Annotated in this window: 12 protein-coding genes; 4 read left to right on the plus strand and 8 right to left on the minus strand. The window is 62.9% G+C overall.

The annotated features are described in order from the left end of the window. Positions 1-29: 29 nt before the first annotated feature. From RN346_RS13040 to RN346_RS13055, 4 genes are all read right to left on the minus strand, one after another. On the minus strand, positions 30-791 hold the full coding sequence (locus RN346_RS13040) for a metallophosphoesterase (RefSeq protein WP_311961355.1): 762 nt from the start codon (positions 789-791) through the stop codon (positions 30-32). 67 nt (positions 792-858) lie between these two features. Next, positions 859-2,571, minus strand: a complete 1,713-nt coding sequence (locus tag RN346_RS13045) for a thiamine pyrophosphate-dependent enzyme (protein WP_311961356.1) — start codon at positions 2,569-2,571, stop codon at positions 859-861. A gap of 384 nt (positions 2,572-2,955) precedes the next feature. After that, positions 2,956-3,486, minus strand: coding sequence for a spermidine N1-acetyltransferase (speG, locus tag RN346_RS13050; protein ID WP_263586400.1), 531 nt, complete (start codon positions 3,484-3,486; stop codon positions 2,956-2,958). Further along, entirely contained in the window at positions 3,455-4,708 is a 1,254-nt protein-coding gene (locus RN346_RS13055) for an FAD-dependent oxidoreductase (RefSeq protein ID WP_311961357.1), read from the minus strand. The genes speG and RN346_RS13055 overlap by 32 nt, the downstream gene beginning before the upstream one ends. Before the next feature lie 133 nt (positions 4,709-4,841). On the opposite strand from RN346_RS13055, the gene ltaE reads away from it, so the two are divergent. Next, complete coding sequence (gene ltaE / locus RN346_RS13060; RefSeq protein WP_311961358.1) at positions 4,842-5,852, plus strand: low-specificity L-threonine aldolase; 1,011 nt, start codon at positions 4,842-4,844, stop codon at positions 5,850-5,852. A gap of 30 nt (positions 5,853-5,882) precedes the next feature. Here ltaE and fhuB read toward each other — a convergent pair whose 3' ends face one another. Then, on the minus strand, positions 5,883-7,862 hold the full coding sequence (gene fhuB / locus RN346_RS13065) for a Fe(3+)-hydroxamate ABC transporter permease FhuB (protein WP_311961359.1): 1,980 nt from the start codon (positions 7,860-7,862) through the stop codon (positions 5,883-5,885). Between the two features lie 174 nt (positions 7,863-8,036). On the opposite strand from fhuB, the gene RN346_RS13070 reads away from it, so the two are divergent. Further along, complete coding sequence (locus RN346_RS13070; protein ID WP_263586396.1) at positions 8,037-8,804, plus strand: ATP-binding cassette domain-containing protein; 768 nt, start codon at positions 8,037-8,039, stop codon at positions 8,802-8,804. A 108-nt stretch (positions 8,805-8,912) separates the two neighbouring features. Beyond that, a complete protein-coding gene (gene fhuF, locus RN346_RS13075; protein ID WP_311961360.1) occupies positions 8,913-9,680 on the plus strand; it encodes a siderophore-iron reductase FhuF in 768 nt (255 codons plus the stop codon). A 63-nt stretch (positions 9,681-9,743) separates the two neighbouring features. Here the strand turns inward: fhuF and RN346_RS13080 are convergent, their stop codons facing one another. From RN346_RS13080 to RN346_RS13090, 3 genes are all read right to left on the minus strand, one after another. Further along, entirely contained in the window at positions 9,744-11,405 is a 1,662-nt protein-coding gene (locus RN346_RS13080) for a multidrug ABC transporter permease/ATP-binding protein (RefSeq protein WP_311961361.1), read from the minus strand. Between the two features lie 189 nt (positions 11,406-11,594). After that, positions 11,595-12,152, minus strand: a complete 558-nt coding sequence (locus RN346_RS13085; RefSeq protein WP_263586393.1) for a cytochrome b — start codon at positions 12,150-12,152, stop codon at positions 11,595-11,597. A gap of 62 nt (positions 12,153-12,214) precedes the next feature. Continuing rightward, positions 12,215-13,087: a LysR substrate-binding domain-containing protein gene (locus tag RN346_RS13090; protein WP_263586392.1), complete on the minus strand. Its 873-nt coding sequence runs from the start codon at positions 13,085-13,087 to the stop codon at positions 12,215-12,217. Positions 13,088-13,217: 130 nt separating this feature from the next. On the opposite strand from RN346_RS13090, the gene RN346_RS13095 reads away from it, so the two are divergent. After that, a complete protein-coding gene (locus RN346_RS13095) occupies positions 13,218-14,096 on the plus strand; it encodes a DMT family transporter (protein WP_311961362.1) in 879 nt (292 codons plus the stop codon). The last annotated feature ends 105 nt before the right edge of the window (positions 14,097-14,201 follow it).

A 14,201-nucleotide genomic window follows, 5' to 3' on the forward strand; every position in this document is an offset into this window, starting at 1 on the left:
GTCATGACGGCATCAAGACGATCGCAACGTTAAAGGTGCAGAACCAGATCCTCGCGAAAGCGATAACGGCCCACCTCCTCCGGATACCCGCCCGGATTGGCCACCACCCGCGTTCCCTCCTGCACCAGATCCACCGGCTCGTGCACATGGCCGTGAATCCAGAGATCCATGCGCCCCATCAGCGGTGCCAGGTGCGAGGCGAACGCCGGGGAGAGCACATCGCCGACGTATTGCAGGGGAATGCAGTCGCGAAGTGGCGCGTGGTGGCTGATGACCACGCGCGGGCCCTCAAAAGGTTCACTTAGCGCCTGGGTCAGCCAGCCGAGCGCCTCGCGATGAAGCGCCTGACTCGCCTCAGGGGTGAAAACCTCACCCTGCCCGTCGGTGATGATCTGATAATCCGGCATCAGCCGGCGGGCTTTCCGAGCACACGCCTCAAAACTGCGGGCGGGATCTTCGGCGTACAGGTTGAAATCGGTCCAGAGCGTAGTGCCATAAAAACGCACACCTCCCAGGGTGAGTGCGCGGTTGTCCAGAAGCTCGATACCCAGGCGCCTGGCTTCACGGGCCAGTGTTTGGCGTTGCTCGGTCAGATGAGTGTGGTAGAACTCATGGTTGCCGGGGACGTAGAGAATGGGCAGGTCGGGAAAGCGCGCCCGCGCCCAGCCAAGGCCCTCGGCGCCACGATGGATGTCGCCGGCGAGCACCAGAGCGTCCGCCTCGACATCGGGTATCATTCGCCCGCCGGGAAAGTGTTCGAGGTGCAGATCCGACAGTACGTGCAGGCGCATGGCATCTCCTTGAACGTCACTGCCCGCCCGTTGTGCGCGGGCGAGCCTGATGCTAACTACCTGATCACTAGCGTTTCAGGAAGTTGCTTTTCACCAGGTGGACGACTTCATCCATACGCCCACTGAGCACCGCCTTGGCGGAGTAAAGCGCGGTGGCAGCGACCTGGCCGGTTTCCACTTTCGGTGGCATGACCAGCTCCATCGGGTTGGTCATCACGTCCAGAAGCGCCGGGCCCGGCTGGGCCAGCCACTCGGTCACCGCGGCGTCGAGCTCGTCCTCGCGCTCGACGCGTTTGCCCCAGAGCCCGATGGCACGAGCGACATCGCCAAAGTTAGGGTTTTGAAGCTCGGTGTAGGCGTCGAGCATGCCCTCCACCTTCTGTTCGAGCTCGACGAAACTCAGCGACTGGTTGTTGTATACGGCGATTTTCAGCGGAATCTGGCGCTGCACCAACGTCAAGAGATCGCCCATGAGCATGGAGAGCCCGCCGTCGCCGCACAGCGCGATCACCTGGCGGCCAGGGTAGGCGAGTTGAATACCCATTGCTTGAGGATAGGCGTTGGCCATGGTGCCGTGCTGCAGGCTCGAAAGCGTCTTGCGCTGTGCGCCGGTGTGGATATGGCGCAGCATCCAGACGTTGACGCTGCCGGTATCGGCGGTGAACAGCGCGTTGTCATCACTTAGCCGGTCGATGGCGAGCGTCAGCTCCTGGGGGTGAATCGTCGTGTTGCTCTTCGTATCGTGCGCCGACTTCTCGAGGGATTTTTTATAGCGTTTCAGGCATTTATCGAGCCAGCTCGTGTGCTCGTTGGCCTGGACGCTTTGCACCAGCGCCTCGCAAGTTTCGGCGATGGTGCCAACGATGCCGACATCTACCGGATAGCGCTTGCCGATCTGGGTCGGCTCATGGTCGACCTGGATGATGTTCGCTCCGTCCGGATAGAACTGGGCAAACGCGAAACTGCAGCCGAGCAGCAGCAGCGTGTCGCACTCCGCCACCGCGTGGTAGCCGCCTTCCAGCCCGTATACGCCGGTCATGCCGACCTGGTAAGGATTGTCGTACTCGATGTAGTTCTTGGCCCGCGAGGTCCAGGCGATCGGCGCCTTGAGCTTTTCGGCCAGCGCAATCACCTGATCGCGTGCGTCCTCACAGCCGGCGCCAGCGAAAATGGTGATCTTGCCGCCCTTGTTGAGCTCGCGCACCGCCGGTACCAGCGCCTGGGCGCTGGGGCGAATCGAGTAGTCGAAGGTGTGAGCCTTGAAGCTCAGCTCGCCGGACGGTTTTTGGGTCATGACGTCGCCGGGCACGATCAGCACCGCCACACCGCGCTTGGCAATCGCCGCCTGGGCGGCCATGGCCGCCGTGCGCCCGGCCTGCTCAGCCGACACGATGGTTTCGCAAAACACGCTGTACTGCTTGAAGATCGCGCTTTGATCCACCTCCTGGGGAAAGTGGTTACCGACCTCGCCCAGCGCAATTTGACTGGCGATCAGCACCACCGGTGCGTTGTTACGGTGGGCGTCGAACAAGCCGTTGACGAAGTGCAGACTGCCCGGCCCGCAGGAGCCTGCACAGAGCGCAAGCTCGCCAGTCATGTACGCCTCGCCGCCAGCGGCAAAGCCCCCGACCTCTTCGTGGCGCACTCCCACCCACTCGATTTCGCTCGTCCTGAGCGCATCAGTGAAGTGGTTGAGCGAATCGCCTACCACGCCGTAGCAGCGCTTGGCGCCGGCGTCTTGTAGGGTATCGATCAGGATTTCAGCTACGTTCTTGCTCATTTGGCGACTCCGTTCGCGAAAGGGAAAACCTCCCCAAGCCTAGCTCCTGCTGCGCCGGTTTGCCGGATTAAAGCGCCGATACGGATAAAAATCGCTTAATGCTGCAGCGCAGCAAAAAAGCGACTATACTGTGAGTGTTCGCACACAAGGAGCACGCGAAAATGTCTACCATGTTGCAGGACCTCGGCCGTAACGAGGTATGGAACTTCTGGGAAGAGCAGGCCAGATGGCAGCGCTTGGCAGCGGAAGGATTCGCCGCTCACGTTGGCTAACGCAGGTCCTCTTAAAAGCGACCAGCATCGGCGCGAACATTGTTACCTACACCGCCACAAACACAGAGCCAGCGCCTAGCGCTGGCTTTTTAGTGTGGCGTGCTAGCGCTTTCTAATCGCGGGAGCCAAGGCGCTTTAGATAGGCGTCCTGGAGCACGTACATGCGCTTGACGTCACGGTAGCGGCCGTTGATGAAAAACTCCTGCACCAGATGTCCCTCCTCGATGAAGCCACAGTCGCGGTAAAGGTGCACCGCCCGGGTGTTCTCGACGGCGACGATCAGGTACACCTTGTGCAGGTTCAAAATGGTGAAGGAGTAGCCGAGCGCCTGATGGATCATCGAACGCGCGTAGCCACGCCCCTGATGCTCCGGGGCGACGATGATCTGAAACTCGGCGCTTCGATGGATGTAATCGATTTCGATCAGCTCGACCAGGCCGATGGCCACGCCAGCGGCATCCTGCACGACGAAACGGCGCTCGGCGTTGTCATGGATATGCTTGTTGTAGAGCTCCTCGAGCTCATCGAAGGATTCGTAGGGCTCCTCGAACCAATAGGACATGACGCTCTGGTTGTTGTTGAGCTCATGAATAAAGCGCAGATCGCTTCGCTCAAGCGCGCGCAGGTACAGAACCGGGGTCATCGTCGGACTCGCTGAGATGGCGTTCAAAGGAGAAAAAGTCGGCTAGTGGGTGTGGCGTGCCTTCGATCAGCGCGCGCAGAAGCGGTGCGCCCATCATCGAGTAGCTAATGCCGTTGCCGCCGTAAGCCAGGGCGAAGTAGACGTGCGGCCCCCACCGGTTGCAGGCGCCAAAATACGGCAGCCCATCCTCGGTTTCGGCGAAGGTGCCCGCCCAGCTAAAGGTCGGGTTGATCTCTAGATCCGGCCACAGGGCCTCGACCTTGCGGGCCAAACCATGGGCCTTGTCCATGACCCGTTCGTCGCGCCGCGCCGGAATATCGGTGTCATCGTCGTCGCCGCCGACCAGAAGCCGCCCTTCGTCGGTGGCGCGCATGTACAGATAGGGTCTGGCCGATTCCCACACCATCGTATGGCGCAGCTTGCCGAGCTTTTCCGGTGCAATGGGGTCGGTCACGAAGGCGTAGCTGCTGCGATTTTTCGCCACCGGCGTGGGAAGCCAGCGCTGCGACTCATAGCCCGCCGCGATCACTACCTTGCTCGCCTCGAGCGTGGCGCCGTTTTTGAGGCGCACCCGCACGCCGTCGGCGGTAGGGTCGATCGCATCCACTTCGGTGCGATCGAACACCTCGCCGCCTAGGCTCTGCAGGCGCTCGAACAATCGATACGCCATGAGATAAGGGTCGAGACTGGCGGCCAGCCGCGACAGGATCGCGCAGGGCGCCTTTATTCCGTAGGCAGTATAAAGCGCCTCGCGATCGAGCCACTGCATGTCGAAGCCGTGCTTCTCGCGCAGGGCGAACTCGGCCTCAAGCGCCGGCACGTCCTCTTCGCTGGTGGCGTAATAAAGGCTTTCGTGGCGCTCGAAAGAGACGTTACCGAGCTCTCCGGCGAGGCGCTCGAGCGTCAAGATGGCGTCGGCACAGCCCTGATACGCCATGACCGCGTGGCGCTCGTCGTAGCGCTGGGTCAAGTCGACCAGATGAGTATCGATTTCGTACTGTAAAAGCGCGGTGCTCGCCGCCGAGCTGCCCCAACCGATGTCGCGGCGCTCGACCACCACCACGTGGTGGCCGTGCTGGCAAAGCTCATCGGCGATCAGCGCGCCGGTGATGCCGCCGCCGATGACGAGCACATCGCAGGCATGGTCGTGCTCCAGTTGAGGAAAAGAGACAAGCAGGCCATTTTTCACCGCCCAGAACGGATAACCGCTTTTGAGATCCATTTCATCGCCTTTACGTGGCTGTACTGTGAACCATTCTTTTGTTACCTATGGTTCTGTTAACCATAGCGGCTGATGATCGTCTTGTCCGTAGCCTACGGAAAGTAAAGCGCCAGCCATGAAAGGAGCCAGCCCCGTGATCGATCTACGCAGCGATACCGTCACCCGACCAAGCCCGGCCATGCGCGAGGCGATGCTCGCCGCCGCCCTGGGCGACGACGTCTGGGGCGACGACCCCACCGTCAACGCCTTTCAGCAGGACCTGGCCGAGCGTGCCGGAAAAGAAGCCGCGCTGCTCTTTCCAAGCGGCACTCAAAGCAACCTGGTAGGTCTGATGGCGCACTGCGAGCGCGGTGACGAGTACATCGTTGGTCAGAGCGCCCACACCTACCGCTATGAAGGCGGCGGCGCGGCGGTGCTGGGCAGCATTCAGCCCCAGCCGATCGAAAACGCCTCGGACGGTACGCTGCCGCTTGAAAAGATAGACGCCGCGGTCAAGGCCGACGACCCCCACTTCGCCCGCACCCGCCTGCTGGCGTTGGAGAACACCATCGCCGGCAAGGTGCTGCCCGCGGACTACCTTCAAGAAGCCACCGCGCTCGCCCGTCAGCATGGCCTCGCCACCCACCTGGACGGCGCGCGGCTATTCAACGCCATGGTGGCCACGGATAGCTCGCTCGAGGCGATGTGCCGGCCGTTCGATAGCGTGTCGCTCTGTTTCTCCAAAGGGCTCGGCGCGCCAATCGGCTCGGCGCTGGTGGGCTCCCACGCGTTCATCAAAAAGGCGCGGCGCTGGCGCAAGGTGGTCGGCGGCGGCATGCGTCAATCCGGGCTCATCGCCGCGGCCTGCCAATACGCGCTCGATCACCATGTGGAAGGGTTAAAAGACGACCACCGCCGCGCGGCGCGACTGGGCGAGGGTCTGGCGGCGATGCCCGGGCTCACGGTGACGTCTCAGGCGACCAACATGGTGTTCACCCAGGTCGAGAAGGGCCATATCGCCTCGCTCGCCGCGTGGCTCAAGGAGCACGATATTCTGCTCGATCTGGTCTACGCCACGCGTTTTGTGGTGCATCGTGATATCAACGATAGCGACATCGAGCGCGTGATCGAGGTGATAAAAGCGTATTTCGACCGCCAGGCGTAAGTACTGGACGTAAGCACTAGACGTAAGTGCTCACAGCCGACGTAGCCCCCACATGAAATAGGCGCCGCCGATGAGCGAGGCGACCAGCCCCGCGGGAATGTCGTAGGGGAACATCACCTGGCGGCCAATGAGGTCCGCCAGCACCATCAACAGCGTGCCGATCAGGGCCGCACCTAAAAGATGCCACCAGGCGCGGGAAAAGCCCATCAGCCTCGCCATGTGCGGGGCCAGCAGGCCGATGAACGATAGCGGCCCGACCACCAGCGTTGCGCAGGCGGTGAGCACCGCCACCAGCAGCAACAGCGCCAGCCGCGCGCGGTTGAGCGCGATGCCGAGGCCCTGCGCGGTCGCCGCCCCCAGCGGCAGAATGTCGAGCCAGCGGGTGAAAGGCAGCGCCAAAAGTAGAAGCCCCGCCGCCGCCGCGCCAACCAGTGCCGCACTTGGCATATCGACGTAATAGGTGGAACCGGCAAGCCAGGCGATCACCTGCTGGCCGCGCGGGTCGCCGCCGGCCAGAATGACGCCGCGCACCGCGTCGAACAGCGCCCCGATGGCTACGCCGCTAAGCAGCAGCCGCTCCGGCGCAAAACCGCTTTTGCGATTGACCAGAATCAAAACCCCAAGTGTCAAAAGCGCCCCCAGCGTGCCCACGGTGACCAGCAGTGCGCTACTCGACGCCGGCAGCCAGTAGATGCCGAGAATCAGCGCGATCGCGCAGCCGCCGCTGATGCCCAGTACCTCCGGGCTTGCCATTGGGTTACCGGAGAGCCGCTGCAAGAGCGTACCCGCCACCGCCAGCATCAGCCCGCTGGCCGCTGCCGCGATCACCCGGGGGGCGCGCCACTCCATGACGGCGGCGTCGAAAGGCGACACCATGCTCACGCCCTGCCCGCTCTGCCCCACCATCAGGGCCAGCAGTATCGCGCCGATCAGCGTTACCAAAAGCTGCGCCGCCAGCCGCGCCGGCGCTTTGTGGCGGCGCAGCGCCACGTGGGACGCCTGGGGCGGGCGGTCGCTTCCAAGCTTCAAGCGTGGAATCAGCCACAGCAGCAGCGGCGCACCCAGTGCGCCGGTCACCGCGCCGGTGGGCAAGAGCGTTGTGAGCTGGCCAGAGAAGCGCTGCAGCAAAAGATCGGTGGTGGCCAGCAGCACCGCCCCCAGAAGCGCTGAAAACACCAGCCGCGGGCCAAGGCGCCGGGCACCGGCCATGCGCACGATGTTCGGCGCCGCCAGGCCGATAAAACCGATGATACCCACCACGCTGACCACGCTTGCGGTAATGAATACCGCGACGCCCAGCCCACCCAGGCGCAGGTACTTGAGCGAAAACCCCAGGCTTTTGGCACTGGCGTCGTCGAGTTCCAGCACCGCCAGCGGGCGTATCAAAAGCGCCGCGGCCACCGCGCTGAAAGCGAAGCGGATCGAGAGCGTGGCCACGCCCTCCCAGCCGTTTTGCGCAAGCGACCCCGCCCCCCAGATCAAAAGTCCCGCCAGGGTTTCATGATTGAACAGCAGCACCGCGGTGGCCAGCGCCCCCAGGTAGAGATTGACGACCAGCCCCGCCAGTACCACCACGACCGGCGCCAAGCGGCGCCGCCAGGCAAGCCCGAACACCAGCGCCATGGCCGCCGCACCGCCGCCAAGCGCCACCCACTCGCGCCCAAACGCCAAAAGCCCCGGCGCCAGCAGCGTGGCCAGCATCAGCGCCAGGTTGGCGCCGCTGGCCACCCCCAGGGTGGTCGGTGAAGCCAGCGGGTTACGCAGCACCTGCTGCATCAACACGCCGGCCAGCGCCAGCGCCGCACCGGCCAGTAGCGACACCGTAAGCCTCGGCCACCACGCAAAATGCAAAAGCTGCGACTCGACGCTTGCAGGATCGGACGCAAATAGCGCACGAAGACTAACGCTCAAACCGCCCTGGGCGGCGATGGCAGTGGCGAGCAGTACAAGAAGTGGTAGAGCCAACAGGCCGCAAGCCACTTTTGGCGGGATACGCGATGTCGACAGCACGGCTACCAAACGCCCGGTAAAACGAAAAAAACGAAATCAAGCGCAGTCATGGAAAGCCAGTCACAGGAAAAGAAGGAAACGATGAAAAGAAATAATTCGACGCCAGGATTCTAAATGATAAGTATTAACACTACAATTGGACGATTCATTTGCTCATACCCTTGGGAGCCGCGCATGTTCGACGTCCTGGACGCCCGCTTTACCGTCGCCGGCAAACCCTTGCTTCACCCCATCGCGCATACGTTCGAGCAAGGCAAGGTCGTCGGACTCATCGGCCACAACGGTTCGGGCAAGTCGACCCTGATCAAGCTGCTGGCCCAGCAGAACGCGCTATCCGGCGGCGACATCCTGTTCGACCAGCGCCCGCTCGCCCAGTGGGGGCACCGCGAGTTCGCCCGTCAGGTGGCCTACCTGCCCCAGCACCTGCCCAGCGCCGAAAACCTGACCGCACGCGAGCTGATCGGTTTTGGCCGCTACCCGTGGCACGGGCTTTTGGGCCGTCATACCCAGAAGGACCGGGACGCCGTTGAGCGCGCCATCGCCTTGACCCATACCGATGCCTTTGCCGACCGGCTGGTGGACACGCTCTCCGGCGGCGAGCGCCAGCGCGTTTGGCTCGCCATGCTGCTCGCCCAGGGCAGCCGCTTTCTGCTGCTCGACGAGCCGCTGGCCGCACTCGACATCGCCCACCAGATCGAGGTGCTGGCGCTAACGCGAAAGCTCTGCGACGAGCTCGACTTGGGCGTGATCATCGTGCTGCACGACATCAACATGGCTGCTCGCTACTGCGACGAGCTATTGGCACTCAAAAGCGGCCGGCTGCTGGCGCACGGCACGCCGGAGGAGATGATGCACGCTCAGACGCTGGAGGCGATTTACGGGCTGCCCATGCAGGTGATCGACCGCCCCGGCGGGCGCTCCCCCATCGCCGTGGCCCACTAAACGCGCCGATACGCTTGAAGAATTCGTCGGAAGCGGTTTAACTGATAACCATTATCGATTAATCTGGGCGCTGACAGGTCGATGTCTCGATGCCCCTGGAGTGCGACAATGCCCCTGGCTTTCTGCGAACCCGACATTCTACGCCCCACCACACTCGCCGAGTGCTACACCGACCGGCTGGCGCACCTGACACCGCCGCGCATCGGCGGTGCTCCGCCTGCGGGCGCCATCAAGGCATCGCGCTGGCGCAACCCGGCGCTTTTGGAGCAGAGCATCGCACCTTACGCGGCGAGCCTTCCCGGCGGCGATCGCCGCGCGGTCGCCTCACTCTGGTCCAAGTGGCTGTTTAGTTCGCTCACCGTGCCCACCGTTGTCTCTCACCTGCTGCTCGACCGAAACCTGCCGGTGTCGCTGGATGACGTATATGTGCTGCCCAACGAGCAGGGCTGCGTGACCGGGCTTTGGCTTGCCCATGAAGGCGAACGCATCACCACCCGCGATCCGGTCGAGCGCTTCTCGACGCTGATCGACGGGCATTGGGCGCCGCTGATCGAGCGTCTGTCGACGCTGGTAGGACTGGCTCCACGGGTGTTCTGGAGCAACGCCGGCGGCTATCTCGACTACTATGTCAACCTGCTGGCCGAGCACCCCGGCGTTCGCCCGAACGCCCTGACCGCTGCCCGCGCTCTTCTGGAGTCGCGCACCCTGGACGGCCAGCGCAACCCGCTCTACCAGCCGGTACGAAGCTACCAGCCCAAGGGATCGACAGAGGTCAAGCAGGTGCGCAAGCTCTGCTGTTTGCGCTACCTGCTCGACGAGTTCGAGGTCTGCAGCAACTGCCCGCTCGAAGGGTGCGATCGCCGCGCTCGGCGCTAATCGCTCCGCCTCCCACGCGTTTTTGCACTGTTGTTTTTAACTGTTGTTTTTAACTATTGCTTTTCACTGCGGCGTGATCTGCGCCACCGCGTCCAGGCTTGCCCGGGCGCGCTGCTCGCCTTCGAGCTCGAAAAGATGGCCTGCCGACATTTCCAGCAGCCGGTCGGCGTGCACGAAGTAGCTGTCATCGTGGCTGATGGCAAAAACGGTCGTGCCCATCGCTTTCAGGTGGGGCAACAGCTCGCGATAGAAAAGCCGGCGAAACTGCGGGTCCTGATCCGCCGCCCATTCGTCGAGCAGCAGCACATCGCGCTCCTCGGCAATGGCGAGCAGCAGCGCCAGCCGCTTTTTCTGCCCCTGGGAGAGCTGGATATTGGTGACGCGTGCGTCCGCCCACTCGAGCTTTTGCGCCATCTGCAGCCGCTCGAGCCAGCGTTCTACCAGTACCGGGTCTGACGGCCCGCCGCCTGCGCCCATGAGCTGATCAAACGCGTGAAAATCGGTGAATACGCTCGAAAAGCGCGCGCGAAAGGCGTCCCAATTGTGCGCATCGATGCGCGTATCGTCGATCTGGATGTAGCCGCCTTGCGGGCGGTAGAGCCCGGACAAGAGGCGCGCCAACGTCGACTTGCCGCTGCCGTTGCCGCCGATCAGAAACACCTGTTCGCCGCGGTGAAGGGCCAGGTTCACCGGGCCGACCTTGAATGCGCCCTGCCCGTGTGCGTCGCCCGGGTAGGCGTAGGTTACGTCCACCAGGCGGATGCACTGCCAGTCGCGCAGCGTGTCCTTGACGGCGAAGTCGGCGCGGTACTCGGCGAGTTCCAGGCTCTTGAGCTTGTCGAACGCGACCTGAGCGCTAATCAGTGTCGGCCAAGCGCCGATCGCCTGGATCAGCGGGGTACGCAGAAACAGAAGCGTCAGCGCGAAGGTGGCCGCTGCCGCCGGACCCGCCCAGCCGAGCACGTTGGCCATGAAAAACACCACGCCGATGGCGCCGAGCATCATGATGTTCGACCAGTTGCCGGCGCTCAGGTGATAGGTATCGGCGCGAATGATGTGATAAAGGTAGGTTTTGGCGTTGGTCGTGTAGGTTTCATCAAAAAAGCGCCGGGCGCGGTCGCGGTTGAGGGTGAGCTCCTTGCGCCCTTCGATGGCGGTCTGATAATCGCGGTACAAGAGATCCTCGCTTTCGCGCACCAAATGAAAGTGACGATACACCCTGGACACCAGCCACCAGCCGACCGCCATGGTCGCTGCCATCCAGAGCACGGTGACCAATACCATCTCCGGCGAGAGCCACGCCAGATACGCCACGCACGCCACGGTCATCACCACACCCTGCACGAGCTCCGGCAGGCGCACGAAGCCAATGGTGATATTGCGCACGTCGCTCGAAAGGCTTGCCAACAGCGTGGCGTTACCCACCCGCTCGATGCGCTCGATATCGGTATCCAGAATGCGCTTCAATAGCCGGCTGCGCAGGTTATAGACGAAGTAGTGACCCAACAGCGTCAGCGCCAGCTGAGTGGCCAGCGTCACGGCCAGCAGCAGCGTTAGAAGCCCGAGAAACGGCACCAGCACCGACAGCGTACTGTCGGCGACGATCAGGCGCTGATTGATGAACGCGATGACCCCGACGCCCAATCCGGCACTGAAAAGGCTCAGCCCGATGGCGCCTAAAAAGGGCCACCGGTAGTGCGTGAAGACCACCCGCAGCAACTCCATTCTCACCTCCCTCATTGGCTGGACGACGAATTGTGACGCACTCGGGCCCCAAGTCAATAAAAGTGAGTGATTTTCATTTACACCGACGCTCGAACGCTTGCGCCAATACCCCTGGTCCTGGTCGCCATAAAAAAGGGACCGGCCGCTTACGTGCCGATCCCTCATGGTTACTTCTTTACCGCGAATTCGTCAGTCGAAAAGACTCATCCGCTTGACGACGTTGTCGCGCTTGATTCGCCAGTGAAAGAGCGCCCCGCCCACGTGGAGCACGATCAGCACCAGAATCGTCCAGCCCAGCACTTCGTGCCAGCCAAAAAGCGTTCGGGAAAGTGCCGCATTCTCGCTCAAAAAGCCCGGCAGGTGCCAGACGAAGAACTCGACCGGATAGCCGCCGGTGGCGGTGGCCGCCCAGCCGATCAGCGGCATCAGCACCAGCGCGATATACAAAAGATGGTGCACGCTTTTACTCACCACCCGCTCGAAGGCGTTCAAGGGCGGGTCGTGATCCGGCACCACGAAAGCCGCCCGGGTGATGATTCGAAGCGTCATCAGCAGCAGGATCGTCACGCCCAGCGTCTTGTGGCCGGTGTACATCACGTTGGTCAAGGTGGTGCCCAACGCGTCGGCGGTGCGCTCGAACCCCCAGGTACCCAGGGTCAGCCCCGTGGCCAGCGACACGAGTACCGCCGCAGCGACCAGCCAGTGCAGCACTCGGTGAGGATAGATGTAGTGGTCCAGCTCATGCATCGGTGGCTCCTGACGCCCAGGTTCTGTCTGAAAAATGCGTGTGGGTAAAACTGCCTTTAACCTTATAACGCTTCGCCAATTGCCGCTAGCTGTTCGCGAATTAACTCGCCCAGCCGCTTGGCGGGTTCCGTTGGCCGATGCGGCGCCCGGTGCAGCGCCAGCTCAATCATCGGTAGCGCAGGCAATCCGCTGGCCTCGTCCAGCGGGCGCAGCGACGGCGTGAGCATACTGCGCGTGATGACCACCACGGCAAGCCCGGCGGTGACGATCGGCGCAAGCCCAGCCATCGACTGGCTGGTGTAGGCCACGCGCCAGTCGCGCCCGGCGGCCTGCAGCGCCTGCTCCGCCACTTCGCGAAACACGTCGGCGCCTGGCGAGTAGAGCGCCAGCGGAATCGGGTCGCTCAAAAGCGGCTGCTGATTCATGCCCACCGCCCATAACAGCGGCTCGCGCCGAATCACTTCCCCGCCTGGCGAGTTGCGCTGGCGCGTGACCAGCGCCAGATCGATATCGGCGTTCTTCACCTGCTCGACCAGATGCGCGCTGGTGCCGCAAATCACCGTCAGGCCGACCGCCGGGTAGAGCTGATGAAAGTAAGCGAACACCGACGGTAAAAGCGACGCGTAGTCCTCGGGGATCCCCAGAGTCAAATCGCCGGTCACCTGGCGCGCCTTCATGTCGCTGAAAGCTTCGTCGTTTTGCGCCAGCAGTCGACGGGCGTGGGCCAGAAGGCGCTCGCCTTCCGGGGTGAAGCGAAGCCGTCGACCTTCGCGCTCGTGCAGCGTGAGATCCAGCTGCGCCTCCAACCGGTTGAGCTGCATACTCACCGTGGATTGGGTATAGGAGAGCCGCTTGGCGGCGGCAGTTACGCTTCCAGTATCGGCGATGGCGACCAGCGTTCGCAAAAGCGAGAGGTCGAAAATCGGTGCGCGCATATATCACCGTTGTTGATAGGTATCATCATTAAAGATCGATATTGTGATATGTCACGAGCGATTATGCTGACCTCCACTTAAAGAAAGCAAGGTTTGTCTATCCGCATCGATCGTTAGTGAAGGAGCCATCATGTATCGCGTTCATCTCCCTACCCTGCCCGCTCGCGGCTACAGCATCGTAGCCGCCTCGATCGCGGTGGCGCTCTGGAGCGTCGCTCCGCTGTTGGCGGGCATGGCTCAGACCTCGTCGCCGCTGCAGCTGACCGCGCTGACGCTGCTGGCAGGCGCTTTGGCAACGCTGCCGCTGAGCCGCAAAACGGGAGTGAACACGATGCGCCCACTCTGGGCGATGAGCGTCTGGCTGGGGGTGCCGCTTTTGATTACCGGCGCGGTCAGCAGCTACTTCATCGGCATGCGCCTGGCGCCGGCCGCCGACGCGGCACTGATCACCTACACCTGGCCGGTACTGTTCGTACTGTTGAGCCAGTACAGCCGCCACAAGCGGCTGCGCCTTGAAGGCGTGATCGGCGCGCTGATCGCGTTTTTCGGCGCCTCGCTCTTGATGCTGCCTCAGGCACTTTCCGGTGGCTTCAACGGCGAGCTCACCGGCTACGCCATCGCGCTGCTTTCGGCCTGCTGCTGGGCGCTCTACTCCTGGTTTGGTCAAAGCGCGCCGGTGGCGCTAACGCCGCTTCTGCCGCGCCTGCTGTTGATCGCCTGCGCGTTAGCCACGGGCGCGAGCCTGGTGCTCGAAAACGACCTGACGATGCCGCAAAGCGAAGCGCTGCTGGCGGGTATTGCGCTGGGGTTGGGGCCTTACGGCATCGCTATGGTGGCCTGGGACAAGGCGCTGCGCCTGGGCCATTCGAGCCTGGTGGGAAGCCTTGCTTACGGCGTGCCGATTCTAGCCGCTCTGCTGCTGGTGCTGGCCGGCATGAGCGTGCTCGACTGGCGCCTGCCCATGGCGGCCATACTGGTCGTGGCGGGCTGCTTGAAGGCGGGGCGCTAGTACTACTCTCTAGTACTACTCTCTAGTACTACTGCCTAGCACTACCGTCTAGTACTACTGTGCCAAAAACAGCGGCAGGCAGCGCCGTCGTGCGACGGCGCTGCC

Origin of the sequence: Halomonas sp. PAMB 3232 (assembly GCF_031954225.1) — a bacterium.
GTDB lineage: Bacteria > Pseudomonadota > Gammaproteobacteria > Pseudomonadales > Halomonadaceae > Vreelandella.

Bases quoted from the DNA above. Each gene is read 5' to 3' on its own strand.
- RN346_RS13080 (WP_311961361.1), bottom strand. From the start codon at position 11,405: ATGGAGTTGCTGCGGGTGGTCTTCACGCACTACCGGTGGCCCTTTTTA.
- RN346_RS13085 (WP_263586393.1), bottom strand. From the start codon at position 12,152: ATGCATGAGCTGGACCACTACATCTATCCTCACCGAGTGCTGCACTGG.
- speG (WP_263586400.1), bottom strand. From the start codon at position 3,486: ATGACCCCGGTTCTGTACCTGCGCGCGCTTGAGCGAAGCGATCTGCGC.
- RN346_RS13070 (WP_263586396.1), top strand. From the start codon at position 8,037: ATGTTCGACGTCCTGGACGCCCGCTTTACCGTCGCCGGCAAACCCTTG.
- RN346_RS13095 (WP_311961362.1), top strand. From the start codon at position 13,218: ATGTATCGCGTTCATCTCCCTACCCTGCCCGCTCGCGGCTACAGCATC.
- RN346_RS13090 (WP_263586392.1), bottom strand. From the start codon at position 13,087: ATGCGCGCACCGATTTTCGACCTCTCGCTTTTGCGAACGCTGGTCGCC.
- fhuF (WP_311961360.1), top strand. From the start codon at position 8,913: ATGCCCCTGGCTTTCTGCGAACCCGACATTCTACGCCCCACCACACTC.
- RN346_RS13055 (WP_311961357.1), bottom strand. From the start codon at position 4,708: ATGGATCTCAAAAGCGGTTATCCGTTCTGGGCGGTGAAAAATGGCCTG.
- RN346_RS13040 (WP_311961355.1), bottom strand. From the start codon at position 791: ATGCGCCTGCACGTACTGTCGGATCTGCACCTCGAACACTTTCCCGGC.
- RN346_RS13045 (WP_311961356.1), bottom strand. From the start codon at position 2,571: ATGAGCAAGAACGTAGCTGAAATCCTGATCGATACCCTACAAGACGCC.